General features: G+C 73.3%; 26 protein-coding genes. 16 read left to right on the forward strand and 10 right to left on the reverse strand.

Annotated features, from left to right (window positions below):
* Positions 1–112: 112 nt before the first annotated feature.
* From ACZ45T_RS36715 to ACZ45T_RS36740, 6 genes are all read left to right on the forward strand, one after another.
* A complete protein-coding gene (locus ACZ45T_RS36715) occupies positions 113–517 on the forward strand; it encodes a hypothetical protein (protein WP_468448491.1) in 405 nt (134 codons plus the stop codon).
* A complete protein-coding gene (locus tag ACZ45T_RS36720) occupies positions 514–1,305 on the forward strand; it encodes a transcriptional regulator (RefSeq protein WP_468448492.1) in 792 nt (263 codons plus the stop codon). Before ACZ45T_RS36715 ends, ACZ45T_RS36720 begins: the two co-directional genes overlap by 4 nt.
* 86 nt (positions 1,306–1,391) lie before the next feature.
* Positions 1,392–1,811 (forward strand): roadblock/LC7 domain-containing protein, encoded by a 420-nt coding sequence (locus ACZ45T_RS36725; protein WP_468448493.1) that lies wholly within the window; start codon positions 1,392–1,394, stop codon positions 1,809–1,811.
* A 74-nt stretch (positions 1,812–1,885) separates the two neighbouring features.
* The gene (locus tag ACZ45T_RS36730) at positions 1,886–2,260 is read left to right on the forward strand and encodes a hypothetical protein (RefSeq protein WP_468448494.1); all 375 of its coding nucleotides are present in this window, start codon (positions 1,886–1,888) and stop codon (positions 2,258–2,260) included.
* A gap of 206 nt (positions 2,261–2,466) precedes the next feature.
* The gene (locus ACZ45T_RS36735; RefSeq protein ID WP_468448495.1) at positions 2,467–6,045 is read left to right on the forward strand and encodes a bifunctional glycosyltransferase/CDP-glycerol:glycerophosphate glycerophosphotransferase; all 3,579 of its coding nucleotides are present in this window, start codon (positions 2,467–2,469) and stop codon (positions 6,043–6,045) included.
* Positions 6,046–6,162: 117 nt separating this feature from the next.
* Positions 6,163–6,645 carry a VOC family protein gene (locus ACZ45T_RS36740; RefSeq protein ID WP_468448496.1) on the forward strand — a complete coding sequence of 161 codons (483 nt, stop codon included), beginning with the start codon at positions 6,163–6,165 and terminating at the stop codon, positions 6,643–6,645.
* Positions 6,646–6,651: 6 nt separating this feature from the next.
* On the opposite strand, the gene ACZ45T_RS36745 is transcribed toward ACZ45T_RS36740, so the two are convergent.
* Complete coding sequence (locus ACZ45T_RS36745) at positions 6,652–7,389, reverse strand: SIR2 family NAD-dependent protein deacylase (protein WP_468448497.1); 738 nt, start codon at positions 7,387–7,389, stop codon at positions 6,652–6,654.
* A 162-nt stretch (positions 7,390–7,551) separates the two neighbouring features.
* Here ACZ45T_RS36745 and ACZ45T_RS36750 point away from each other — a divergent pair, with 162 nt between their 5' ends.
* Both ACZ45T_RS36750 and ACZ45T_RS36755 read left to right on the forward strand, forming a co-directional pair.
* Positions 7,552–7,962: a hypothetical protein gene (locus ACZ45T_RS36750; protein ID WP_468448498.1), complete on the forward strand. Its 411-nt coding sequence runs from the start codon at positions 7,552–7,554 to the stop codon at positions 7,960–7,962.
* A gap of 55 nt (positions 7,963–8,017) precedes the next feature.
* On the forward strand, positions 8,018–8,860 hold the full coding sequence (locus ACZ45T_RS36755) for a GNAT family N-acetyltransferase (protein ID WP_468448499.1): 843 nt from the start codon (positions 8,018–8,020) through the stop codon (positions 8,858–8,860).
* Between the two features lie 95 nt (positions 8,861–8,955).
* Here ACZ45T_RS36755 and ACZ45T_RS36760 read toward each other — a convergent pair whose 3' ends face one another.
* Complete coding sequence (locus tag ACZ45T_RS36760) at positions 8,956–9,399, reverse strand: subtilase-type protease inhibitor (protein ID WP_468448500.1); 444 nt, start codon at positions 9,397–9,399, stop codon at positions 8,956–8,958.
* A gap of 315 nt (positions 9,400–9,714) precedes the next feature.
* Here ACZ45T_RS36760 and ACZ45T_RS36765 point away from each other — a divergent pair, with 315 nt between their 5' ends.
* Positions 9,715–10,452 (forward strand): ABC transporter ATP-binding protein, encoded by a 738-nt coding sequence (locus ACZ45T_RS36765; protein ID WP_468448501.1) that lies wholly within the window; start codon positions 9,715–9,717, stop codon positions 10,450–10,452.
* Positions 10,446–12,908 (forward strand): FtsX-like permease family protein, encoded by a 2,463-nt coding sequence (locus tag ACZ45T_RS36770; RefSeq protein ID WP_468448502.1) that lies wholly within the window; start codon positions 10,446–10,448, stop codon positions 12,906–12,908. Before ACZ45T_RS36765 ends, ACZ45T_RS36770 begins: the two co-directional genes overlap by 7 nt.
* A gap of 117 nt (positions 12,909–13,025) precedes the next feature.
* Here ACZ45T_RS36770 and ACZ45T_RS36775 read toward each other — a convergent pair whose 3' ends face one another.
* A complete protein-coding gene (locus ACZ45T_RS36775; protein WP_468448503.1) occupies positions 13,026–13,487 on the reverse strand; it encodes a Crp/Fnr family transcriptional regulator in 462 nt (153 codons plus the stop codon).
* A gap of 149 nt (positions 13,488–13,636) precedes the next feature.
* The gene (locus ACZ45T_RS36780) at positions 13,637–13,939 is read right to left on the reverse strand and encodes a hypothetical protein (RefSeq protein WP_468448504.1); all 303 of its coding nucleotides are present in this window, start codon (positions 13,937–13,939) and stop codon (positions 13,637–13,639) included.
* A gap of 355 nt (positions 13,940–14,294) precedes the next feature.
* Here ACZ45T_RS36780 and ACZ45T_RS36785 point away from each other — a divergent pair, with 355 nt between their 5' ends.
* A complete protein-coding gene (locus ACZ45T_RS36785) occupies positions 14,295–17,027 on the forward strand; it encodes a DNRLRE domain-containing protein (protein ID WP_468448505.1) in 2,733 nt (910 codons plus the stop codon).
* A gap of 98 nt (positions 17,028–17,125) precedes the next feature.
* Here the strand turns inward: ACZ45T_RS36785 and ACZ45T_RS36790 are convergent, their stop codons facing one another.
* Entirely contained in the window at positions 17,126–17,548 is a 423-nt protein-coding gene (locus tag ACZ45T_RS36790; RefSeq protein ID WP_468448506.1) for a DUF3224 domain-containing protein, read from the reverse strand.
* Positions 17,549–17,676: 128 nt separating this feature from the next.
* Here ACZ45T_RS36790 and ACZ45T_RS36795 point away from each other — a divergent pair, with 128 nt between their 5' ends.
* On the forward strand, positions 17,677–18,639 hold the full coding sequence (locus ACZ45T_RS36795) for a helix-turn-helix transcriptional regulator (protein ID WP_468448507.1): 963 nt from the start codon (positions 17,677–17,679) through the stop codon (positions 18,637–18,639).
* A gap of 108 nt (positions 18,640–18,747) precedes the next feature.
* A complete protein-coding gene (locus ACZ45T_RS36800) occupies positions 18,748–19,167 on the forward strand; it encodes a GNAT family N-acetyltransferase (RefSeq protein WP_468448508.1) in 420 nt (139 codons plus the stop codon).
* Here the strand turns inward: ACZ45T_RS36800 and ACZ45T_RS36805 are convergent.
* The gene (locus ACZ45T_RS36805) at positions 19,154–19,795 is read right to left on the reverse strand and encodes a GNAT family N-acetyltransferase (protein WP_468448515.1); all 642 of its coding nucleotides are present in this window, start codon (positions 19,793–19,795) and stop codon (positions 19,154–19,156) included. The genes ACZ45T_RS36800 and ACZ45T_RS36805 overlap by 14 nt on opposite strands.
* Before the next feature lie 305 nt (positions 19,796–20,100).
* Positions 20,101–20,580: a hypothetical protein gene (locus ACZ45T_RS36810; protein ID WP_468448509.1), complete on the reverse strand. Its 480-nt coding sequence runs from the start codon at positions 20,578–20,580 to the stop codon at positions 20,101–20,103.
* Between the two features lie 103 nt (positions 20,581–20,683).
* Between ACZ45T_RS36810 and ACZ45T_RS36815 the strand changes: the two genes are divergently transcribed.
* Entirely contained in the window at positions 20,684–20,980 is a 297-nt protein-coding gene (locus tag ACZ45T_RS36815) for a hypothetical protein (protein WP_468448510.1), read from the forward strand.
* 53 nt (positions 20,981–21,033) lie between these two features.
* On the opposite strand, the gene ACZ45T_RS36820 is transcribed toward ACZ45T_RS36815, so the two are convergent.
* The 3 genes from ACZ45T_RS36820 to ACZ45T_RS36830 form a co-directional block, all read right to left on the reverse strand.
* Entirely contained in the window at positions 21,034–21,597 is a 564-nt protein-coding gene (locus tag ACZ45T_RS36820; protein WP_468448511.1) for an AAA family ATPase, read from the reverse strand.
* A gap of 19 nt (positions 21,598–21,616) precedes the next feature.
* Positions 21,617–22,459, reverse strand: a complete 843-nt coding sequence (locus ACZ45T_RS36825; protein ID WP_468448516.1) for a MerR family transcriptional regulator — start codon at positions 22,457–22,459, stop codon at positions 21,617–21,619.
* Between the two features lie 72 nt (positions 22,460–22,531).
* Positions 22,532–22,975 carry a hypothetical protein gene (locus ACZ45T_RS36830; protein WP_468448512.1) on the reverse strand — a complete coding sequence of 148 codons (444 nt, stop codon included), beginning with the start codon at positions 22,973–22,975 and terminating at the stop codon, positions 22,532–22,534.
* Between the two features lie 237 nt (positions 22,976–23,212).
* Between ACZ45T_RS36830 and ACZ45T_RS36835 the strand changes: the two genes are divergently transcribed.
* Together ACZ45T_RS36835 and ACZ45T_RS36840 are read left to right on the forward strand one after the other, a co-directional pair.
* Positions 23,213–24,499, forward strand: coding sequence for an MFS transporter (locus ACZ45T_RS36835; RefSeq protein WP_468448513.1), 1,287 nt, complete (start codon positions 23,213–23,215; stop codon positions 24,497–24,499).
* Positions 24,500–24,702: 203 nt separating this feature from the next.
* Positions 24,703–25,434, forward strand: a complete 732-nt coding sequence (locus ACZ45T_RS36840) for a peptidoglycan-binding domain-containing protein (protein ID WP_468448514.1) — start codon at positions 24,703–24,705, stop codon at positions 25,432–25,434.
* Positions 25,435–25,575 lie beyond the last annotated feature (141 nt).

A 25,575-nucleotide genomic window follows, 5' to 3' on the forward strand; every position in this document is an offset into this window, starting at 1 on the left:
GTTCCAGCGGAAAATGCCAGAACGCCTTTTCGCACTGCGGAAGTTGAGTAAGTTCCCTCCTGTCGCGCCGTAGACCGTGCAAACAGCACGTCCGGCCGGGAGGGGAGCCCGCGTGCCCGGGATCGACGAATGCCTGCTCGAAGCCATGGCCCTGCCTGGTGCGCGGGGGGCCGCGCTGGTCGACTGGAGCAGCGGACTGGCCCTCGGCACCGCCGGGGAATCGCCCGTGGGCGACCACGAGACCACCGCCGCCGAGACCGCCGAGCTGGCCCGGGCGGCCGCCGAATACGAGTCCTTCGCCCCCGCGACCACCGCGCCCTCGGGCGCTGACGCGGCCGGCCCGCCCGTCGAGGACCTGATCGTCACCACCCGCACCGGCTACCACGTGCTGCGCTTCGTCGAGACGAGCTTCGACAGCAGCGTCTTCCTGCACCTGTGGCTCGACCGCACCGAGGGCAACCTCGCCCTCGCCCGTCACAGACTCCGCGTCCTGGCCGAGGGGCTGGTGCTCAGATGACCGCCCCGGCCACCGCGCCGAACCCGTTCGCCGCAGTCTCCCCCCTCCTGACCCGGCTCGCCGCCGAGCGGGCCACCGGCGCCCTGCTCCGCGACCGCGGCACCCTCTTCCTGGAGGGCGGCCGCATCGTGCACGCCGAGAGCCCGGCCACCCCCGGCCTAGACGTCCTGCTCACCACCGGCGGCGGCCTCGCCCCCGAGCGCTGGCGCGAGGCCGTGGACCGGGCCGGCGCCCGCCGCCAGGTCGCGCGCTTCCTCGTGGACAGCGGCGGTCTCGCCGGCGGCGAGCTGGAGATATGCCATCTCGCCGCGATCTTCGACGCCGCGTTCTTCGCCCTCTCCCCGGGCAGCGGGCCCTCCCGGTTCCGCCGCGGGGCCACCCACTGGATCGGCTCCGTGCGCTCCGTCCCGGCCGCCGCCGTCGAGCGGGAGACCTGCCGCCGCCGGGAACTGCTCGACGCGGTCTGGCCCTACCCCCTGCTGGACACCGCCCCGGTGGTGCCCCGGGCGGCCGCGCCGGGCCAGACGGTCACCGCCCGGCAGCGGCTCCTGCTGCACCAGGCCGATGGCGTACGCACCCCGGCGGACCTCGCGTGGGTGCTGGGCCGGCCCGCCTTCCACACGCTGCTCGACGTACGGCGCCTCGCGGCGGCCGGACTGGTCGAGACCCCGCACGCGCCGGCCCCGCCGCCGGTCGCGGATCCCCTGCCCGACTGGATGACCCAGGCCCAATCCCCGGACGTGGCGCTGCTCCGCCGGTTACGCGACGCACTGGAGGCAAGCCTGTGAGGCTCCCGCTGCGACCGGCCCTGCGCGCCGACCGCTCCGAGCGGAGGCAGCCCGAGAGGAGGCGGCCCGAATTGAGGACGGCCGACATGAGTACGGTGCCCCCCGAGGCGGAGGCCGAGATACTCGCCGAGCTCCGCAGGCTGCGGGCCCGGGTACCCCAGCTCACCGGCGCGCTCGCCGCGAGCGCCGACGGCTTCGTCCTCGCCCAGGACAGCGCCGCGACCGAGGTCGAATCCGTGGCCGCACTGACCGCGGCCGCCCTCGGGGTGGCCCAGCGGCTCAGCGACTGCACCGGGCAGGGCGCGTTCCGCGAACTGCTCGTACGGGGTGAGGACGGATACGTCGCCACCTACGCGGCCGGTCTGGTGGCCGTTCTCACACTGACGGCGGAGCCGCGCGTCAACGTCGGGCGCCTGCACCTGGAAGCCCGGCGCTCCAGCCTGCGCATAGCCGAACTGATCGACCACACCCTCGGGCGGCGGGGCGCCGACCCCGCGCCCGCGTGAGCCGCGTACCGGCTCCTCAGCCATCCGACGCCAGGCACAGCCAGCTACAGCGAAACGAGAAAGAGGAACATCTCATGGTCAATGTGGAGACCGCGCTCAAGGAAGCCACCACCACCATCGAGGGCGCGCTCGGCGCCGCCCTGGTCGACTACGGCAGCGGCATGGCCCTCGGCACCGTGGGCGGCGGCAAGGACCTCGACCTCGCGGTCGCCGCCGCGGGCAACACGGACGTGGTGCGCGCCAAGGTCCGCACGATGGAGATGCTCGGGATCAAGGACGAGATCGAGGACATCCTGATCACCCTCGGCGGCCAGTACCACCTGATCCGGCTCCTCAAGGGGCGCGGCACGTCCGGCTTCTTCCTCTACCTGGCCCTCGACAAGAAGCGGTCCAACCTCGCGATGGCCCGCCATCAACTGAAGAAGATCGAATCCGAGCTGGAGGTCTGAGAGACCTCCGGACGGGTCGGCCGGGCCCGGCCGGGCCGCGTCGAACCGCATCGTCGAGGTGGCGGACGGCTGAATTCTTTGCCGTCCGCCCCGGCGATCAGCTGCGTATGCCCCATATGGGCGGACTTTATGACTCTGTTACAGAGTAAGATGCTGTGAGCAGCTGATCATCGATAAAGCATAAAACGCTGGAGATACCGCCACCCATGCCCCCGCGCCTGAGCATCGTCGTCCCCGTCTACAACGTCGAGCTCTACCTCGACGAGTGCCTGGAATCCATCGCCGCTCAGACCTTCGAGGACTTCGAGGTCATCCTCGTGGACGACGGGTCCACGGACAACAGCGCCGTCCTCGCCAAGGCCTTCGCCGCCCGGGACAAGCGGTTCCGCGTCGTCATGCAGGAGAACGCCGGCCTCGGCGCCGCCCGCAACGTGGGCGCCCGTCACGCCGACAAGGACAGCGAGTACCTGGCCTTCGTCGACAGTGACGACACCATGCCCGACTACGCCTACCAGCGGCTCATCGAAGCGCTCGACGAGACGGGCTCGGACTTCGCCGGCGGCAACGTGAAGCGTTTCCGCTCCGTCGGCATGCAGCAGTCGTGGGGCCACCGGGCCGCCTTCGCCAAGACGCAGCTGAAGACCCACATCTCCAAGTTCCCGGCGCTGGTCACCGACCGCACCGCGTGGAACAAGGTCTACCGGCGCACCTTCTGGGACGAGCACGGCTTCCAGTACCCGGAGGGCATCCTCTACGAGGACGCCCCGGTCAGCATCCCCGCGCACTACTTCGCCTCCAGCGTCGACATCATCAGCGACTGCGTCTACCACTGGCGTGTCCGCGAGACCGGCGAGCGCTCCATCACCCAGCGCTCCACCGACCCGGTCTCCCTCATCGACCGGGTCACCTCCGTGCGCCTGGTCCGCGAGTCCCTCAAGGCCAAGCAGGGCGCCAAGTACGCCCGCTACCTGCGCGACTACGACTACAACGTGCTGAGCGAGGAACTCCCGCTCATCTACAAGTACGTCGGTGAGGGCGGCCCGGACTTCCGCGCCGCGTTCGTCAAGGAGGTCGGCGGCCTCATCCGGGAGATCGGCACCGGCCCCTGGTCCGACCTGACCGTCGCCGACCGCCTCAAGGCCTACCTGGCCGGCGAAGGCCGCGTCGAGGACTTCATCGCGCTCCAGGACCACCAGCGCGACTACCACTACAGCGTGCCGGTCAAGGGCCTCGCCCGCCCGCAGGCGGACTACCCCTTCCTCCAGGGCCGCCCGCCGGTCCCCGCCAAGATCCTCACCCTCGGCCCGCGCGAGCGCCGCGTCGTCAGCCGCCTGGAGCAGGCGGCCTGGGCCGACGGCAAGCTGCTGCTGCGCGGCTACGCCCTCCCCGGCCACCTCGGTGCGGAGAGCCGCCTCGGCTCGCGCAAGATGCTGGTCTTCCGCGAGGGCGGCAAGCGCCGCCGCTCCGTGGTCAGCGCGCGTACGGTCGCCTCTCCCATGGCCACCGTGAAGTCCCCGCACCTCGCCCTGCGGCACGCCGACTGGGCCGGCTTCACCGCCGTCGTCGACCCCTCGATCTTCCAGTCGGGCGGCAAGTGGCACGAGGGAATATGGACCACCTCCATCGCCGTCACCGGAGCCGGCGGCCTGCACCGCGCCCGCCTCAGGGGCGGCGAGCACGACACCGGCCAGAACCCGCCCCCGTACTGGGTGGCCCCCGACGTCCGGATCATCCCGGCCGTGGCCGGCGCCCTCACCATCCAGGTGGAGATCGCCCGCGCCCGCGCGCTGGACGTCCGCCCCGCCGGTGACGACGCCGCCCTGATCACCGGCGAACTCTCCGCCGAGGTCGGCGCCGCCACCGCGCTGCGGGCCGTGCACGTCACCACCGGCACCACCCTCGGCTTCCCGCTGGAGACCGGCGCGGCCGACGCCGGCCGGATCCCGTTCAGCGCCCGCGTACCGCTGGCCGAGCTGGCCGCCGTACCGGACGCCGAGTGCGAGCCCGGCGAGTGGACCCCCGAGCCGTGGAGCCTCTCCGTCATCGGCGCCGACGGCACCGAGCACCGCCTGGCCCACGACGAGCGCGGCGGCTTCGAAGGCTTGGTCCTGGCCCTGCCCGGCGAGGACACGGACCGTGCCCTCTTCGCCAAGCGCGGCAACACCGGACACCTCACCCTCTCCGTGCAGCCCTCGCCGCCGCTGATCGACGAGGTCTCCGCCGAGGACGGCACCCTCAGCCTGCGGGGCCGCTTCGTCGCGCCGACCGACGAGCCGTACGAGCTGGTCCTGCACAACGCGCACGGCGTGGAGTTCAGCTACCCCGTCACCCGCGACGGCGACCGCTTCGAGACCACCTTCGCGCCGATGCTGCCCGAGGCGTACGCCGGTCGCACCACGCTCCCCGAGGGCCGCTGGTGGCCCACGCTGCGCCCGGCCGCCCAGGGCGGAACCACCGCCGGCCTGCTCGGCGTCGACCGCGGAGCCCCCGTACAGATGGGCCCCGGCCTGCTCTTCGCGGGACCGCACGCCTTCACCACGCAGGGCCGCCGGATGCGGGTCGAGACCCGCTTCCACGACCGCATGGTGCTGGTCGCCGACCCGATGATCAGCCCGCACGACCGCTCCCACTTCGCCCAGCGCGTCGCCCGTTTCGAGACCTACCCGGCGCAGCGCGCCCTGCCGGTCAAGGACATGGTCGTCTACGACACCTTCCAGGGGCACGGCGCCGGCGACTCGCCCCGCGCCATCCACGAGGAGCTGGTGCGCCGCGGCGAGAAGCTGGAGCACATCTGGCTGGTCCGTGACGGCCGCACCGAGGTCCCGGCGACGGCGCGCGCCGTGCAGTACGGCAGCGTGGAGTCCTGGGAGGTACTGGCCCGGGCCCGCTACTACGTGACCAACGACAACGTGCCGCGGCGCTTCGCGCGCCGCTCCGGCCAGGTCGTCGTCCAGACGTGGCACGGTACGCCGATCAAGCAGATCGGCCACGACTTCGTGCACGACTACTACACGAGCCCGGAGATCCTCGAGGGCCTGGAGCACGACAGCGCCCAGTGGTCCCTGCTGGCCTCCCCGAGCTCCTACGCCACGCCCCTCCTCAAGCGCGCCCTCGGCTACGACGGCGAGGTCATCGAGGCGGGCAGCCCGCGTACGGACGCGCTCGTACGGCCCGACGCGCAGCGGATCGCGGAGGTCCGGCGCCGGCTCGGCCTGCCCGAGGGCAAGAAGGTCGTCCTCTACATGCCCACGTGGCGCGAGAACTGCGAGGGCTGGTCGGGCGGCTACAAGCTCGACCTGCGGATCGACCTGGACCAGGCCCGCCGCGAGCTGGGCGAGGACCACGTCCTGCTGATCCGCGGCCACCACCACGTCACCGAGCAGGTCCGCGACGGCGTCCGCGACGGCTTCGTCGTCGACGTGTCCCGCTGGCCCGACGCCGCCGACCTGCTGCTGGTCGCCGACGTGCTGATCTCGGACTACTCCTCCGCGATGTTCGACTTCGCGCTCACGGACCGGCCGATCCTGCTCTTCACGTACGACCTGGCGCACTACCGCGGCACGCTGCGCGGCTTCAACTTCGACCTGGAGGAGAAGGCGCCCGGACCGCTGCTCGCGGACTCGGCCGCCCTGATCGAGGCCGTGCGCAACGCGGACGCGGTCGGTGCGGAGTACGCCGCGGCACGGGCGGCGTTCCGCGCCGAGTTCTGCGACCTGGACGACGGCGGCGCCACCGAGCGCGTCGTCGACCGGATGCTCGGCATGGGCGCGGCGCCCGCGCAGTAGACCGTACGAGCGAATTCCAGGCTGAACACAGACCGGCCCCGGGCCCACCGATGAATTTCGGGCCCGGGGCCGGTCTGTATGTGAGGGACGTACCCACGCACTCGCCTGGAGGCAGCCATGAGCGGCAACGGTTTCACCACGTGTCTGTGGTTCGACGGCAATGCGGAAGCGGCCGCCGACTACTACCTGTCCGTCTTCAAGGACGGCAAGCTCGGCCGGATCGCCCGCTACCCGGAGGCGGGCCCCGGGCCGACCGGATCGGTGATGGTCGTCGAGTTCGAGATCAACGGCCAGAAGTTCGTCGGCCTCAACGGCGGACCGCAGTTCCACTTCTCCGAGGCGATCTCCTTCCAGATCCACTGCGACGACGTGTCCGAGTCGGACTACTACTACGACACGCTGACGAAGGACGGAGGCGAGGAGTCCGCCTGCGGCTGGGTCAAGGACAAGTTCGGGCTGTCCTGGCAGGTCATCCCGCCGGGCGCCATCGACGCGGTCGCCGACCCGGACCCGGAGCGGGCCTCCCGGGCCATGGCCGCCATGATGACGATGAAGAAGCTGGACGTGGCGGAGATGCGCCGGGCGGCCGACGGGGCCTAGGCACCCCTACTCGGACCGATCGGCCGCGATCCGGGCCAGGAGCGCCGGGAGGGCCGTCCCGATCGGCTCGCGGACGATCTCGTCGGCGACCGGGTCGTACGGGGTCTCCTGCGCGTTCACGATGATCAGCCTGGCCCCGGCCTCCGCGGCCATCCCGGCCAGCGAGGCGGCGGGCTGCACCTGCAAGGTCGACCCGACGGCGATGAAGACCTGGCACCCCTTGGCCACGGCCATCGCCTGTCCCAGTACCTCGGGGTCGAGCCGCTCGCCGAACATCACGGTCGCCGCCTTGAGGATCCCGCCGCACACCACGCAGGCGGGATCCGGCTCCCCGGCGGCGACCCGGACCAGCGCCTCGTCCATGCCCGACCGGGCGTGACAGGCGGTGCACACCACCGACCGGGCGGTGCCGTGCAGCTCGAACACCTTGCGTGCGGGCATCCCGGCGAGCTGGTGCAGCCCGTCCACGTTCTGGGTGATGACCCGGACCGGCGTGCCGCCGCGCTCCAGCTCGGCCACGGCCAGGTGCGCGGCGTTCGGCCGCGGGTCCAGCGCGCCGAGCTCGGCCCGCATCAGCCAGGACCGGCGCCGGATCTCCGGATCGGCCATGTAGTACTCGTACGTCACGAGCTTCTCGGCGTCGGGCTCCCGCCGCCACAGGCCCTGCGGCCCCCGGTAGTCCGGAATTCCGGAGTCGGTGGACATCCCGGCCCCGGTGAACACTGCGACAAGTGGCTTCCCCATGCACCGACCCTACGTACGGGCGTCGCACGCCCGCGACCCCATTTCCGCGCCCCTGCCGTAAGGGGGCGGGAGGGTCGTTTCTGCGGTGAATCGCGCCCCCCACAGGAGTGAGATCCGGGCCGAGCCCTCCCGGCGGGCGGGTCAGGCGGGTACAAACCGGACATGATGCTCAAGCCGCACACCCTCGGCGCCCTCCTGCTGACCGTGCTCGCGCTGCCGGTCATGTCGCCCTCTCCCGCCCTCGCGGCAGGGGGCCACAGCGCCGACCAGATCAGCCGCTTCCTCACCCGCTTCTACGGTGACCACGGCCCCTCCGCGCACGACCGGCAGCACTACGTCTCCGAGGTCCTCAAGGACAGACAGCAGGTGTATACGGAGGCCGACGTCCTGCTCTGTGCCCAGAACGAACCGCAGGACATCGGCATCGGCCCGGTCACCGTCGCCCAGACGGCCGCGGTCGGCTGGGCCACGGTCACCACCCACTGGGCCTCCGGCGAGACCGACACCTTCACCGCGTACGTACGCCTCGACACGCAGCCCATCCGGCTGGACGACGTGATCTGCGCGGGCTGAAAGCCGTCCGGCGCAGGCCCCTCCCGGCTCCTGACGGTCTGCTACAACACCGGTCATGACAGCATTCAAGATCACCGGTGCGAGCGCCGCCGACATGGAGATGATCCGTTCCTGGGCCGACGAGGAGGGCTGGAACCCGGGGGACTCGGACCGCTTCGCGTTCGCGGTCGCCGACCCGGAGGGCTTCCTCGTCGGCCGGCTCGACGGCGAACCGGTGGCGTGCATCTCCGCCGTGCGGTACGGCGCCGATTTCGGGTTCATCGGCTTCTACATCGCCCGCCCGGACTTCCGCGGCCAGGGGTACGGGATCCGGCTCTGGCGCACCGCGATGGAACGGCTCGACGGGCGCCTCGTCGGCCTGGACGGGGTCGTCGCCCAGCAGGACAACTACCGCAAGTCCGGCTTCCTTCCGGCTTGGAACAACATCCGCTATGAGGGCGCCCCGCAGGGGGAGGACGACGGCGGGGCCGAGATCGTGGACGCGGCCTCGCTGCCCTTCGGCGTGCTCGCCGCCTACGACCGGCGGTTCTTCCCCGAGTCGCGTGACGCGTTCCTGTCCGCCTGGACCGGGCTGCCCGGCCGCACGACGCTGGCCGCCGTCCGCGACGGCCGGATCGAGGGACTCGGCGTGGTCCGCCCGTCCAGTGCCGCCCACCGGATCGGCCCGCTGTACGCGGCCACCCCGCAGGTGGCCGCCGCCCTGCTGCGCCGCCTCGCGCAGCACGCGCCCGGCGGCCTGGTGTCCGTGGACGCGCCGGACGCGAACCCGGGAGCCGCCGCACTGTTCGAGGGTCTGGGCCTGACCCCGGCCTTCGAGACCGCCCGGATGTACACCGGCCCGGCCCCGGAGCTCGCGCTCACCGAGTTCTTCGGAGTGACAAGTCTCGAACTGGGCTGAGCACACAGGGGTGTTGGATCAACATGGACGGGAGCAACCCCTGTGAGCCGGACGGCGGTCGCACGGCGCCGCCCGGCCCGCCGGACCGTGCGGGGTCAGAAGTCGAACAGCACGCCCGTGACGTTCCGCTTGCCGCACGGATTGGCGTAGGTGTACGTGTAGTTGAGCCGTCGGCCCTGCCACACCCCGTCGGCCGTCACCGTCATCGGGTTCCACTCCCTGGTACACGGGGCGTCGGCGGCCGGTTCGGCGAGCTGGTCCAACTCCGAGCCGCTCGCGCGTAATTCGGCGCACGCGGCGACCGGGTTCGGGTGCGTTCCGCCGGGCTTCGGCGCGCAGACGAGCGTGACCGCGCGCAGCACCGTACCGGTGTCGGCGTCCGGCCCGGCCGTCACGCCGAGCACGAGCGAGGAGGGCGAGTAGAGGCTCTCCGTACCGGCCGGTGTGGCGCCGGCCGCGCCGGGCCAGGCCAGCGCGGTGAGCGCGGTGAGCGCCATGGCGGCGGAACCGAGCCCGAGACCCCTGGTGATGGACCGCATTTCGAACACTCCCTTGGGTTGTTGTTTCGGATAGCGGACAGAGTCTTGCTCAAGCGGAGCGTGAACGCCCGTTCGGACCCCGATTTTTCGTCACCGATCGTGTACGGATGAGTGCAGACCGCAGCCGTGCGGGAGGGGCTGACCTGTGCGGGAGCGAGCCGCCGAATCGGCCGAACACCGACCGGGAGACATCCCCGAAACCTTTGCATCCGGCCGCGATGGGCCTGTAACCCCTCCCGGGGTAGGGCCGGCCATACCCCCGGAACACGGTCCAGCCCCGCTGCGGCGGGACGCCCGCGACGGTTGAGTCGAGGCATGCAAAACGACGCGATCCACCTCAGGGGCATCAGCAAGGTGTACGGTCACGGCGACCACGCCGTCACCGCCCTCGACCAGGTCTCCCTCCGCTTCCCCAAGGGCACCTTCACCGCCGTCATGGGCCCGTCCGGCTCGGGCAAGTCCACCCTCCTGCAGTGCGCGGCAGGGCTCGACCGGCCCACCTCGGGCAGCGTGAGCGTCGCAGGCGCCGACATCACCGGGCTCAGCGAGACCCGGCTGACCCTGCTGCGCCGGGACCGGATCGGCTTCGTCTTCCAGGCCTTCAACCTGCTGCCCGCCTTGACCGCCGAGCAGAACGTCGCCCTGCCGCTGCGGCTGGCGGGCCGCCGCCCCGCCAAGACCGAGGTCCGGGAGGTGCTGGCCCGGGTCGGCCTGGGCGAACGCGCCCGGCACCGGCCCGCGGAGATGTCCGGCGGTCAGCAGCAGCGGGTGGCCCTGGCGAAGGCCCTCATCACCCGCCCCGAGGTGCTCTTCGGTGACGAGCCCACCGGCGCCCTGGACTCCCGGACCGGCCGCGAGGTGCTCACCATGCTCCGGGACATGGTCGACACCGAGCGCCAGACGGTGGTCATGGTCACCCACGACCCGGTGGCCGCCTCCTACGCCGACCGCGTCGTCTTCCTCGCCGACGGCCGCCTGAACGGCGAACTCACCGGCGCGCACGCCCAGGACATCGCCGCCCGCATGACCAGGCTGGAGGCCGCGCCGTGCTGAGCATCGCCCTGCGCACCCTGCGCGTGCGCTGGGTCACCCTCGTCGGAAGCTTCGTCGCACTGGCCCTCGGCGTCGGCCTGATCGCGACCATGGGCCTCGGGCTCGCCGCCACCCTGGACGCCCCGGAGAGCCGGCCGGAACGATTCGCCCAGGCCCCCGTCGTCGTCAAGGGCGAGGACACCCTCCGCGTCCCGAGCCCGATCGGGGACCGCACCCGCAAGCTGCCCCACCCCAAGCCCGTCGCCCCCGAACTCGCCCGGCGGCTGGCCGGCCTCGGCCGGACCACCGAGGACCGCTCCTTCCCCGTCCGCGCCCGAGGCGGGCCGAAGCAACTCGTCGGCCACCCGTGGTCGGTCGCGGCCTTCGCCCCGTACGCCCTCGACGCGGGCCGCGCCCCGCGGACCGACGACGAGGTGGTCACCACCGGCTGGGCCCGGCCCGGCGACCGGCTGACCACCGACCACGGCCCCGTCACCGTGGTCGGCACCGTCACCGACCTGGGCTTCGAGGACGCCGTCTTCTGGACCGACGCCCGCGCCGCCGGGCTGTCGCCCGCCATCGACCAGCTCGTCGTCGAGGCCGACCCGGCCGCCGTGCGCGCCGCCGTAGGGGCCGCCGCGGGCCAGGACGCCGACGTACGGGTGCTGACCGACCGGGACCGCCGCCACGCCGACCCCGACCCGGAGCGGGGCGGCGAGGCCCTGCTCGCCGTCAACGCCATGCTCGGCACCTCCGGCGGGGTCACCGGCTTCGTGTCGGTGTTCGTCGTCGCCTCCACCTTCGCCTTCGCGGTCGCCCAGCGCCGCAAGGAGTTCGCCCTCCTGCGCACCGCCGGCGCCACCCCGGGACAGATCCGCCGCATGGTGCTCGCCGAGGCGCTGATCCTCGGGGTGGCGGCCTCCGCCGCGGGCTGCGTCCTGGGGGCGTACGGGGCGCCCGTGCTCGCCCGGTACACCGTGGACGACGGCATCGCACCGCACTGGTTCGCCATCGGCGATGCCACCTGGCCCTTCCACCTGGCCTTCTGGACCGGCCTGTTGGTCGCCCTCGCCGGGGTCGTCGCCGCCTCCTGGCGAGCGGGCCGGGTCGGGCCCACCGAGGCGCTGCGCGAAGCCGCCGCCGAGACGAGGACCATGACCCCGGGCCGCTGGGTCTTCGGCGCCGGACTGCTCCTGACCGGCCTCGGCACCCTCGCGTACGCCCTGCTCACCGACCCGTCCGACCTCCTCCACCGCAAGACGTACACCAGCCGCCCCATGCTGTTCATCGTGGCCTTCGCGCTGCTCGCGCCGGTGCTGGTCCGGCCGCTGGTCCGGCTGATCGCGTGGCTGCCGGCCCAACTGCCCGGCGCCGGCGGGATGCTGATCCGCGAGAACGCGGCGGCGGGCCTGCGCCGTACGGCCGCCATCGCCGCACCCGTCCTCGTCACCGTCGCCCTCGCCGGATCCCTGCTCGGCACCACCGCCACCCTGAACGAAGCCAAGGCCACGGAGTTCCGGCGGCAGAGCACCGCCGACTTCGTGATCACGGGCGGCGCGGGCGGCTTCGACCGGGCGGCCGTCGACCGGATCCGGGCCGTGCCCGGCACCGAGGTCTCCGCCACCGCCGGGACGGCCGTCCACGTCCTGGAGGAGGGCGTGGCGCTGATCCGCTCCGAAGCCCGCGCCGTCGACCCGGCGGCACTCGCCCGGACCGCCGAACTGCCCCTCACGGCGGGCAAGGTGACCGATCTCGACGACGGCTCCGTCATCGTCACCGAGGAATGGGAGCGGCACACCGTCGGAGCCACCGTGGAGGTCTGGCTCGGGGACGGCACCCGCAAGGCCCTGCGGATCGCCGCCGTGATGAGCATCGGCACCGGCAACAACGGGGCCTACGTCACCGAGGCCAACGCCCCCGGCGCGACGGTGGACCGGATCGACGTACGGCTCGCCCCCGGCGCGGACGCCCGCGCGGTCGGTTCCGGACTGGCCCGGGCCGCCGGGCAGGCCGGGGGCCGGGTCCTCACCAAGGACCAGTGGGTGGAGGCCAGTTACCCCCAGACCAAGCGGACCACCCGGCTGGGCTTCCTGCTGGTCCTCGGCATCGCCCTGCTCTACACCGGCATCGGGCTCGCCAACACCCTCGTCATGGCCACCACCGACCGGGCCCGTGAATTCGCGACGCTGCGGCTGGCCGGCGCCACCCACGGGCAGGTGCTGCGGCTGGTGGCGGGCGAGTCCCTGATGGTCGTCCTCGTCGGCGCGGTCGTCGGCTCCCTGGTCGCCGTCCTCAATCTGACCGGGATCTGGGCGGCCCTGGGCCTCCTGGACGTCCGGAGCGCCATCGTGATCCCGTGGGACGTCCTCGGCACCACGGTCGGCGCCTGCGCGGCCCTGGCGGTGGTCTCCGCGGTCGTCCCGGCCGCGCTGTCCCTGCGGCGCCGGGCGGTGGGGCTGGCCGGCGTACGCGACTAGGCGTGCGCGACCAGGTGTGCGCGACCCGGAGGTGTCCAAGCCGCCGCCGGACACGGCTGCCGGGCCCGCGCCCCCCGACCGGGGGAGCGGGCCCGCCGCCCGTGCGGCTGCCGGGAGCTACCCCGCCGCGCTCAGGCGGGGGGCGTACAGCTCCAGGAGCCGGGTGCGCGTCTGCTGGAGCCGCAGCGCGAGGACGCGCCCGACCCAGTGCCCGATCGCGGACCCGAAGGCGGGATCGGCGTCCATGAGCATCCGTACGGTCGCCGCGTCGAACTCGTACGCGCGCACCGGCGTCATCGCCTCCGCGCCGAGCTGCCACACGTACGGCGGGAACAGCCAGGACCAGCCCACCAGCTCACCGGGGCCGAGGTTCTCCACGGTCGCGGGCCTGCGGCCCGCCACGGGGACCTCCAGGGTCACCGTGCCGGAGCGCACGATCCAGAAGGAATCCGCCCGCTTGCCTTCGTCGAAGATCCGCGCACCCTCTGGGAAATTGACCTCGCGGGCCTGGGACATCAGCCGTCCACGGTGCTCCGTGGACAGGACGGCAGCGATCCGGATGGGGGAAGGTGTGCTCACGACGGCCTCCGATCACGACCCCCCGCGACGCTCCTGCTCTCCCCAGTGTCGCCGACCCCCGCCCGATCGCGGCCGGGCCGGGCAGTGTTTCTTCCGGAACCCGGTCCGAGCCCGCCCAGAGCCTGTCTTTCGGCTCAGGTCAATAGGCCCTAGTCCTCGGCATTCGCCTCCAGGCAGGCCAGCTCCATCGCGTCCAGCACCGCCTCGTGGCTGCGCCCGCTCAGCTCGGCGACGTTCTCGATCTGGGCCGTCGCCCAGGCGGCGAGGGTCATCACCAGCACCCGCAGTCCGTCGGTGCCGTACTCCGCCAGGATCGCGTCGGCGACGACCATGGCCTCCTCGGGGACCTGCTCGGGGGGTTCGAGGCCCGCGAGGCCGCGCAGCATGGTGAGGGTGCGGCGCGAGATCTCCGGCGTCATCCCCGCCAGCCGCATGTCTTCGTCCTCGTTCATCCGCCCCGCCCTCCGGTGCCGTGCCCATCACCTCAGGGCACGGTAGAGGGGCGCGGCCCCGCGCGGGGCGGTTTCACCAGGGTGACCCTGAGTGAGCGGGCGCGACCCCGGGATGGGCAGCACCGGAAAACGCCCGTACGTTCGACTCCACTCGGTTGCGACCCGTCGGTAACTTGACCTGCGGTAGCTGCCCCGCGCTCGATTTGGCATCCGATGCGTCAAGAGGGATGAACCGAGCGGTGATTCGTCCTAGGGTGCGCCGTACGCATGGCTGCGGACGGCTGTTCGGCGGCTTCCGGCCATGGCTCAGCCGGCCGCGCCATACGGCCGCACCGCACATCGAACTGGGGGGTTCATGCGTAGAACAAGAGGGCCGGCGGCCGCTCTCGCCCTGTCCCTGGCCGGAACCGGCGCGGTGATGGGTCTCGGCCTCGCCCCACAGGCGGCGGCCGTCACCCCGCCCGTCTCCTTCACCGCGGACCCGCTGTCGACCTGGCAGCCCAACGGCGTCGTCTGGGCCCTCGCGGAGGCCGGCGGCCAGGTCTTCGCCGGCGGCACCTTCTCCACCGTGCGCCCGCCCGAGGGCGGCGCCGGCGGCGAGCAGTCGGCCGTGAACTTCGTGGCGCTCGACGCCGCGACCGGCGCCCCGACCTCCTGCAAGCTCTCCTTCACCGTCGGCTCCGGCATCGCCACCGTCCGCGCGCTCGCCCTCTCGCCGGACAAGTCGACCCTGTACGCGGGCGGCTACTTCGGCGCCGTCAACGGCACCGCCGTGTCCAGCCTGGCCGCCGTCGACGTGGCGAGCTGCACGGTGAAGACGGCCTTCCGCCCGGCCTTCGCGGCGACCGTCCGCGCCCTGGCCGTCACGGGTGACACCGTCTACGCGGGCGGTGACTTCCTCAGCGTCGCCGGCCAGCCGCGCGAGCGCTTCGCCGCCGTCGACGCGGCCGACGGTGCGCTGGGGCCCTTCACCGCCAACGCCGACGAGCCCGGTCGCGCCATCGAGGTCACCCCGGACGGCAACAGCGTGGTCCTCGGCGGCGACTTCTTCACCGTCAACGGTACGAACACGCACGCGCTGGCCGTCGTGAACGCGACGAGCGGCGCGCTCACCAAGTCCTACCCCGGCTTCATCGAGTCCAACTCCGTCGTCAAGGACATCGCGACCGACGCGATCGGCTTCTACACCGCCAACGAGGGCACGGGCGGCGGTGTCTTCGACGGCCGGATCGCGCTCAACCTCAGCGACTTCGGCCAGCGCTGGCGCGACACCTGCCTCGGCGCGACCCAGGCCGTGCTGCCGTACCAGAGCGTGCTCTACAGCGCCTCGCACGCGCACGACTGCTCCAGCGTCGGCGAGTTCCCCGACGGCCAGCGCCACCACCTGCTCGCCCAGCCCACCAGCGGCACCGGCAAGCTGGGCTGGGCCCCCGACACCAACGACGGCATCGGCGAGGGCATCGGCCCGCGCGTGATGACCGTCGGGTCCAAGGCCGGCGTGCAGTACCTGTGGGTCGGCGGCGAGTTCACCACCGTCAACGGCGCGGCCCAGCAGAGCCTGACGCGGTTCGCCTCCACCGGGGACACCGGCGCGCCCACCGTGCCCGTGGCGAGCGCGGTCAGCTTCAAGCCCGGCGAGGTCCAGGTGCGCTGGCGCACCAGCCTCGACCTGGACGACAGCGCGCTGACCTACAAGATCTACCGCAATGGCGCGGCCACCCCCATCGCCACGGTCACCGCCGACTCGCTGTTCTTCAAGCGGCCGCAGGCCTCGTGGACCGACACCACCGTCACGGCCGGCCAGGCCTACACGTACCGGGTGACGGCCACCGACGCGGCCGGCAACACGAGCGCCCTGTCCGCGACGGCGAGCGTCACGGTCCCGACGAAGGTCGACGGCTACCCGAACCAGGTGCGCGTCGACGGAGCCCGGCAGTACTGGCGCTACGACGAGTCGGCCCTGCCCTTCGTCGCCGACTCCTCGGCCGGCGGCAACCAGAGCGGAGTGCACCTGAACGCCCCCGCCCTGCGCCAGACCCCCGGCGCGGTCTCCGGCGCGAGCACGGCGATCGGCTTCAACGGCACGGACACCCAGGTGTACGGGGACACGCGCCAGACGGTGGGCAGCACCTACAGCATCGAGACCTGGTTCAGGACGGACACCACCCGGGGCGGCAAGCTCTTCGGCTTCGGAAGCAACCAGTCACGCGGCAGCAATCAGTACGACAAGCACATCTACATGACCAATGACGGACGGCTGGTCTACGGCGTCTACACCGGAGCCACCCGCACCCTCACCACCAGCGGCGCCTACAACGACAACCAGTGGCACCACGTCGTCGCCACCCAGGGCCCCGGCGGCATGACCCTCTACGTGGACGGCGCCCAGAAGGGCACCCTGAACGTCACCACGCACGAGAACTTCTCCGGCTACTGGCACGCCGGCGGCGACAGCCTCGGCGGCTGGCCCGACCGCCCCACGAGCGAGTACTGGGCGGGCCGGCTCGACGAGAGCGCCGTCTACCCGACCGTCCTGAGCGCGGCGCAGGTGCAGAACCACTACGCCCTCGCCACCGCCCCGGCCGACTCGGTGGTCCAGGTGACCGCCGCCGAGGACACCTACGCCAACGCGGGCGCTCCCGCCACCAATTACGGCACCTCGGGTTCCCTCGCGGTGCGCGGCACCTCGTTCTACGCGAGCTACCTGCGCTTCGACCTGCCCGCCGCGCCCGCGGGCACGGTGCTGAAATCGGCCGTGCTCGGCGTGAAGACGAGCACGATGAGCGGCGCCGGCACGACGGACACCGTCTCGGTCGTCCCGGTCACCGGATCGTGGAGCGAGAGCGGGACCACGTACAACAACCGCCCCGCCCTGGGCGGCCCGGCGCTCGGCAGCTTCGCGGGGATCCCGGACGGTTCGGCGGTGCACACCACCGGGCTGACCACCGCGACCGTCGCGGCGGCGCTCGGCGGCAGCTACAGCCTGGCACTGAGCAGCACCGGTACGGACGCCCTGTGGCTGTGGTCCTCCGAGGCGCAGGCCAACGAGGGGACGCCGCAGCTGACGCTGACCTTCGGCGCACCGTGACCTGAGGGGCGGCTGGGCACGAGGGGGGCGCGGACCGTGCGGTCCGCGCCCCCCACGTACGTGAAGGGCCCCCGCCGACTGCCCCGGTCCGGGGCGTACTACGCCTGACCCGCGTCCAGCGCGTAGGTGAAGGTGTACGCGACCTCGGTGTCACCGTGGTGGAACGTGAATCCGCCGGACCCCGTCAGCCCGGCCAGTTCGCCGGTGCCGGAGCCGGGGACCACCTCGAAGCGGCAGCGGGTGCCGTCCGCGTCGAAGCCGCCGCGCTCCTCCAGGACGAAGGTGCCCTTGCGGCCGTCGAGGCTGCCGGACAGGAGCTCCATGCCGGCGTAGGTGCCGACGCTCTCCCCGGTGTAGGTGATCGTGTAGTCGCAGGAGGTCTCGGCCGCCACGATCCCGCCGGTGAAGGCGTTGGTGACAGTGGCGTGGGCGAGCCGAGGGGTGACGTCCGACGGCCCGACGGGCTGCTCCTCCCAGCCGGTGAAGGTGAAGAAGCCGCGGGTCTCTACGGGCGTGGGCATGAAAAAGGGTCCTCTCGGTCGGTCGGTCGGTCGGTCGGGCGGTCGGGAAGGTCCGCTCCGCCCGGCGTGCCTTGAGGCTGTCACCCATACCTGACACCTTCTGTCAGGTACAAGGGACAATGGGCGCCATGCGCGCCGACCGCCTCCTCTCCCTGCTCCTCCTGCTGCAGAACCGCAGCCGGATGACCGCGCCCGAGCTCGCCGCCGAACTGGAGGTGTCCGTCCGCACGGTCTACCGGGACGTCGAGGCCCTCGGTGCCTCCGGCGTCCCCGTCCTCGCCGACCGGGGCCCGGCCGGCGGCTACCGGCTGGCCGACGGCTACCGCACCCGCCTCACCGGCCTCACCGACACCCAGGCCGGCTCCCTCTTCCTGGCCGGCGCTCCCGGGCCCGCGCAGGAGCTCGGCCTCGGCGCCGACCTGACCGCCGCCCAGCTGAAACTCCAGGCCGCGCTCCCCGCCGCACTCGCCGCCCGGGCGCGGCGGATCCAGGACCGCTTCCACCTGGACGCGCCCGCCTGGTTCCGGGACGCCGACCCCGTCCCGCACCTCGCGCGCATCGCCCAGGCCGTCTGGGACCAGCGCGTCCTGCACGCCCACTACCGGCGCTGGCGCGGCGAGGTGCGGCGAGAACTGCATCCGCTCGGCCTCGTCCTCAAGGGCGGCATCTGGTACCTCGTGGCCGGGGTCGAGGACGCCGTACGGACCTACCGGGTCTCCCGGTTCCTGGACGTGGACACCGCGGCGGAGGGTTTCGAGCGGCCCGCCGGATTCCAACTCGCCGCGTACTGGCAGGAGTCCACGGCCCGCCTGGACGCCGCGCTCCACCAGCAGACCGCCGAGCTGCGCCTCTCGCCGCGCGGACAGCGGCTGCTGCCGATGCAGTTCGGGTCGGCGGGCACCCGCGCCATCGCCGACGCCGGCCCGGCCGACGCGGACGGCTGGGTACGGCTGCGACTGCCCGTCGAGTCCGAGGCCGTAGCCGTCGGCGACCTGCTCCGGCTGGGCACGGAGGCCGAGGTACTCGGCCCGCCCGAACTGCGCCGCGCCCTCACCGAGACGGTGGCCGCGCTGGCCCGGCGGTACGGCTGAGGAGCGCCGTCCCACCTCCGGCGGCGCACATCCGCCCCGGCACATCCGGCGGCGCACTTCCTAAGGTGGGACGACGTGATCGGACGGCCGGGGAGAGGGAGAGCGCGCATGGAGATCGAGCTGCGCGAGACGAGGGACAGCGATCTGGCCGTCTTCTGGGAGCAGTTGACGGACCCCGACCTCCAGCACATGGCGGCGATCACCAGCAAGTACCACTACGACCGGGGGCACTTCGACGAGCACTGGGCGAAGGTGCGCAGCGACCCGGCCGTGACGCTGCGTACGGTGCTGGCCGACGGAGTCGCGGCCGGCCACGCGGCGGTGTTCGGGCCGCCCGAGGAGCGCGAGGTGACGTACGTGATCGGCCCCGGGCACTGGGGGCGGGGCATCGCCACCCGGGCGCTCGCCGACAACGCGGGCTCGATCCGCGTGCTGGAGAAGTGCGGGTTCACCGTCACGGGCCGCACCCGCGAATTCGCGCGGGCCCGCGGCGAAGAGGTGGACGTCGTCCTGCTCACCCTGAGCTGACGGGCCCCGATCGGCCGCCGACGGACTCCCAGCGGATCTCGCCATCCTGGTGGTGCGCGGTCGGGCGCAGTCCGCAGGCCGCGGCGACCGCCGCCGAGGCGGCGTGTTCCGGGTGGACGTGGGCGACCAGGCGGCCGATGGGCAGCTCCGTCAGCCAGGCCGCGAGCGCCCGCGCGGCCTCCGCGGCGAAGCCGCGGCCCTGCCAAGGGGTACCGATGACCCACGCCAGCTCGGCCGACCCGCGCGCCGGAGCGATCGTGGCCTGGACGGTGCCCACCAACCGCCCCTGCTCACGCAGGCGCACCACCCAGTTCGCCCAGATGACCGACGGGTCGGGGGAGCCGACGGCCAGCCGCTCGTAGCGGGCGCGCAGCGCGTCCCGCGACAGCGGCGCACCACCGGTGAAGGCATGGAGGGCGGGATCGGCCAGTACGAGGCTCATCTCGTCCGCGTGTGCGGGGCGCAGCGGCAGCAAGTCCAGGCGGCGGGCGGCGAGGACCACCGACCGGATCGGGGGCGTGGCCGCCGGCGTGGTCGCGGGCGTGGTCGCGGGCGTGGTCGCCGGCCGGCGCACCTTGGCCGCTGCCCCCGGGCGGGGCACGCCGTCCACCGCCAGGCAGATGCCCATCACCCGGTCGTGACCGGTCCAGCCGTTGACGCGGCCGTGGTTGTTGCTGATCCGCAGGCGCCGGCGCGGGGTGTCCACCGCCGACACGAGATGCAGGTACACCGTGCCCGCGACGCGGGCCAGGACGATGTCGCCGACCTCCACCAGCGCCGGCTCGGCCGGGGCGACCCGAACCAGTTGGCGGCTGCGGATCAACGGCGTCATCGACCCCCCGGTCGGCCGGAATTCCACGGTCTCACCGCGGCCGAGGCGGTCCGCCTGTGCGTCGAGCATGCCCATCGGGCGAGTCTCCCCGCCCCCTGCGGCTACGACCACCGGTTTTCGCCGCCGGACGGCGGGGGCTCCACCTCCAGGAAGCGGCGTCGGCGAGGGCCCCGGTACAGCAGGCACACCCACCCCAGCCCTTCCAGCACGGCCGCGCAGCCCGTGAGTTGCTCCTGCTCCTCCTCGGCCGCGCCGCCGCCCGGGGGCCCGGTCCACGTGACCTGAACCCGCCCGGGCTCCGGACCGGCGGCCACCCGGTAGCCCGTCCGCGTACGCCGCCCCTCCGCGTCCAGCGCGGACGGCGTGATCCCCGCCGCCTCCAGTGCGAGGGCCACCGCGCGCGGCGCCTGCCCAACCTCCCACGGCGCGGGAACCGCCGCGCCCGCCGGGCCGTTCACCAGGCGGCGGATCTGCAGCAGCCCCTCGTACGCGGTGCGCAGTTCCGCCTCCCGGCGGCCGGGCGGCGCGGCCGGGCCGTCGCCGGTCGCGGCCTCGAAGCCCTGCCCGGGTACCGTCACCACCCACCACCCACCCCGTACGTCGTGCCCGTCTGAGTACCTTGTGCCCAACGGCCTGAGTATCCGCCCCGATTCCCCGCCGCGCCGCCGCTGGTCGAATGGGGCCATGACTTCCGACGCCCCCCGCAGCGCGACCCCGCGCCCGCGCATGCAGCACGTGACCACCGCCGGTTCGGCCCTGGCCGTGGCCTTGGTCCCGCTCGTGGTCGGCGTCCTGGTCGCCAAGGCGCTGGCCGCCGACCCGATGACCCCGGTCAACGCGCTGATCGCGGGCGGCGGCCAGCGGGCCTCGCTGCCCCGGGGCGAGTGGAAGCGGCGCGGCCACAACACCGTGCACCGGCTGCGCACCGCCCGCCGGGGCGCGGCCCGGCGGTGCGCCGCCGTCTGTGGGCGCCGCCCCTGAGGGCCTCGACCTCGACTCCGCGTCTCCTCCGCGGCCTCCTTCCAGTGCGTGAGTCAGCCGTGGACTTCACCGGCGCCCGGGTCCCCGTATACGAAGTCGTCCTGTGCACGCAGCCATGCCCGCGCCGCCCGTGGGGACCGCAGTCGGATCACCCGCAGGGGTGCGAACCGTGGATCGGCGGCCCGCCGCCCGATCTCGGCTCGCCGCGGCGCGTACTGCGTCCACGCCCACCACGCCGGATGGTCGGCGCGCAGCCACTCCCGCCAGGACTCCCGGTTCCCGCCGAAGAGCGGCTCGCGCAGCAGGCTCCGGCGCAGCGAGCGGAGAAGCACCCGCCGCATGACCACGTACCGGGGGTGGTCGAGCCAGACGACGGTGTCGGCCCGCTCCCACAACAGGTCCCGGACGGCCGGGTAGCCGAGCGAGTCGAAGATCCACCGCTCGGTCCCGGCCAGCCGCGCCGTGTCCTCGGCGAAGGTCGGGCTGACGGCCCACCCGGGGCCGCTGAAGTGCAGGGCGTCCATCTCGTGGAACGGCAGCCCGAGGCGCGCCCCCAGGGCCCGGGCCAGCGTGGACTTCCCGGCTCCAGTGATCCCCACCACCAGTACGCGCTGCATGCGCGCACATTAGGGCCCGTCAGCCGGTCGTGGCGAGGGGCTCCTGGAGTTCGGTGACCCACTGGTCCCGGTCCTGCGGGCAGGCGAGGGTCAGCTCGCGCGCGTACCCGGCCGAGCGGTGGCCGTGCGCGTCGATCCACCGGGCCAGGGCCTGCGCCGTGGGCAGCACGCCGTCCATCGAGCCGCGGTGCACCACGGTCGCGGCCCGCTCCACCCCGGGCAGCGTGACGATCCGTACCTCGCCCCCGAGGTCCTCGGCGCGGACCGAGGCCGCCACCGGCAGCCCGGCGTGGACGAGTATCGCCGTACCGGGCTCCGCGCCGGAAGCGTCCTCGTAGTAGGCGATGCCGGGGCCGGTCGGGACCACCCCGGCCTCCTCGACGCGGCGGCACAGCTCGTCGTAGAGCGGGCCGATGACCGGGCCGATGTCCTGCGGCTCGTAACTCCCCGCCGTCCCGGTCAGCTCGGCGAGCCGGACGGGCGGAAGGCTCTTCACAACGATGTCGTCGGCAGGCATGGTTCCCTCGTTCTCGATGGTCCGGAGCCTCGCCTCGACCTGGACCAGCCGGGCCGCCGCGGCGGCCATGGCGGTCTCCAGTTCCGCCTGCCGCAGCCGCAGCATGCCGCGCAACTCCTCGGCGCCGACCCGCTCGTCGAGGATCGTCCCCACCTGGTCGAGGCTGAAGCCGAGTTCCTTGAGCGCGATGACACGGTTGAGGCGGGCGAGCTGCCCGGCCTCGTAGAAGCGGTAGCCGGTGAACGGGTCGACACGGGCCGGGCGCAGCAGTCCGAGGGCGTCGTAGTGACGCAGCATGCGGACCGATACCCGGCCGTGCTTGGCGAAGTCTCCGATGGTGAACATGACGCTCTCCACTACAAGGTCTGACACAGGGGGAGGGTCAAGCCTCGCATCGGACACCCGGGTGCGGGCAGGTCAGCGGCCGTACTGCCGCAGGCACAGGTCGACGATCGACGGCGGTACGACTCCGTCCGCGGCCGCGCACAGCTCGTCCATGGGGGGCGTCGGGGCCGGCCGTCGGCGCGGATGGGCGGAGGCGTGCCCGGGCGTACGCGTCCGCCGGGGCGGCGCCGCCGACTTGGCGCGGGCCCGCTCGCGAGACGGGTCCCGGTACCGCTCCGGCTTCGAGTCCGGGTCCGGGTCCGGCTCCGGGTTGTCAGCGGACTCGGGCTCGGGCTCGGCGGGCGCGGGCAGCTTCCCCAGTGGCAGCGCCAGGGGAGAGGGGACTTCGGGCGCGCCGACGGGCGGTGCGGAGCCCCGCACGGGCTCCGGGGCAGGATCCTGCGGCCCGACGGAGACGCAGCCGGCGCTCGCGAGGAGCGCGACGAGGGAGAGGGGCACGGCCCGGCGTAACTGCATCCGACCACCTTGCCGTACGGCCCGGGCAGCCCGGTCCTCCCTCTCACGCGTCCGGGTGACGCCGGCCCCGGCCGGGAAGGTCCGGGGCGTGTGGGAAATTGGAACGGCAGTGCGGGAGCCGAGGGAGGCGCGACCCCCGGCACCCCGCACCGCTCTGTTCCGCCCTGCCCTGTTCTGTCCCGCCCGTCCCGTTCCGTTCCGTCCTGTCCGACGACCGCCCGTACGGAGTGCCGTTCCATGACCTCAGCCGCCGCGCCCGGCAACCCCGCGCCGCCCCCCGAATCCGGACCGCCTCCCGGCCCCGAGTCCATATCCAAGCCGACGGGCGGAGCCGGCCCAGGGCGCGCACCCGCGTCGTGGAAGGGCTGGGCGGCCGTCTGCGCCGTCGCGCTCGGGATCTTCTGCCTGATCACCTCCGAGCTGCTGCCCGTCGGCCTGCTCACACCCGTCGGCGCCGAGCTCGGGGTGTCCGACGGGACCGCGGGGCTGATGGTCACCGTGCCCGGGCTGGTCGCCGGGATCTGTGCGCCGCTCGTCACCGTCGGCGCCGGCCGGCTCGACCGGCGGCTCGTGCTCTGCGTGCTGATCGCCCTGATGGCCGCCGCCAACCTCGCCGCCGCCCTCGCCCCGAACTTCGCCGTCCTCCTCGCGGCCCGGCTGCTCGTAGGGGTCAGCGTCGGCGGGTTCTGGGCCATCGCCGGCGGGCTCGCGGTACGGCTCGTGCCCGAGCACCAGGTCGGGCGGGCCACCGCCCTCGTCTTCGGGGGAGTCCCCACCGCCTCTGTGCTCGGCGTCCCCGCCGGAACCCTGCTCGGTGAACTCGGCAGCTGGCGCACCGCCTTCGCGGCGGTCGGCGCCCTCGGCCTCGTCACGCTGACCGCCCTGATCCTGCTGCTGCCCCCGCTGCCGCCGACCCGGCACATCACCTTCCCCGAACTGCCCGCGCTGCTCCGCGAGAACCGCGCGGTCCGCGCGGGCGTGATCGTCACGTTCCTCGTGGTGACCGGGCAGTTCGCCGCCTACACCTTCGTCCGGCCGATCCTCCAGGACGTCTCGGGCATCGACGCCCAGTACGTCAGCACGCTCCTGCTCGGCTACGGGGTCGCCGGTGTCGCCGGCAACTTCCTGGCCGGGGCGCGCGACGCGTACCGGACCCTGCTCGTGGTCAGCGCCTCCCTCACCGTGATCCTCGCGCTCATCGCCGTCCTGCCGGGGGCGGTCGCCGGGACCACCCTCCTGCTCGCCTGGGGGCTCGTGTACGGCGGGGTGTCGGTGAGCCTGCAGAGCTGGATGATCAAGGCGGCCCCGGCCGCCGCCGAGGCCGCCTCCTCACTGATGGTGGCCATGTTCAACCTGGCCATAGCCGCGGGCGCGCTGTGCGGAGGCCTGGCGGTCGACGGCATCTCCGCGCCCGCCGCCCCGCTCGGCGGCGCCGCCCTGATGCTCCTGGCGGCCTGCACCGTCTGGGTCACCGCGATTCGCCACCGCCCCGACACCCTCGACAGACCGGACGTACGGGCATAGATCGGATACCAGGCTTGACCTGGCCCGTTCCGGAGGGCAAGAGTGCGCCGATCAAGAATCACTGCTTGAGCCGCACTTCGGAGATGCATCAGATGTCCATATCCGCCCGCCCGTCGCTCGCCCGGCGACGCAGAGCCTGACCGGCCGGGTGGGGGCCGGCGCCGCACCGGCGCGCCGGCTCCCGTCCCAGCCGGGAGACAACCATGTCCCAGGACCCTGATGAGAGCGGCGTCGTCCCCGACGACCGCCTGCTCGTACGCCCGTACGTCGCCCACTCGGGCCCGCCGTCTCCCTCGGCGGCGCCCGACTGGCCGCAGAGCGGACCCTCCGCCTTCCCCGGCCCCGCGCCGGTCTGGAGGGTTGCCCCGGCTCCCGCTCCGGCTGCCGGTTCTGCTCCCGCTCGCGCCGCCGCCCGCCGTCGAGGCGCCGGCAGCCGGCTCCCGCTGACCGTGGTCATCCTGCTCGCGCTCGCCGCGGTCGGAGCCCTCGTGCCCCTCCTGAGCGGCCCCGACCCGGAACCCGACCGGCCCGAGCCGGCGACCGGGCTGTCCCTGCCCGTGCTCCCGGCCCGCAGCCCCGGCGCCGGCGAGGACCCCGGGCCCCGGGCGTCCGTACGGTCCGGCACCCCGTCGGCCTCGGCCACGGGAGCTTCGGGCACGCCCGCGAGCCCGGGCCCGAAGCCGACGCCCACGCCGAGCGCTTCGGCGGCGGGGCCGTCGGCTACCTCCACGACCTTGCGGATGGGGGACCGCGGGCCCGAGGTGCGCGCCCTCCAGGAGATGCTCTACGGGCAGGGGTTCACGTACGTCTCCGTCACCGGCGTCTTCGACAGCCAGACCAAGCGCGGCGTCAGCCAGCTCCAGCGCGACCGGTCCATCAAGGGCGACCCGCCGGGCGTCTACGGCCCGGCCACGCAGGCGGCCATGGGCTCCTAGGCTCGGACAGGGCCTAGGCCGTCTCTTTCGGATCTTGCCTGGCCCGCGCTGTCTGGCACCGCACCTCGCCGCGTTGTCGGGGCGCCCGAGTACGTCCAGTACTCGGGCGCCCCTCCGCCCTTCTATGTACGACAACAAAAA

The sequence above is a fragment of the Streptomyces sp. NPDC030995 genome (genome assembly GCF_055571215.1).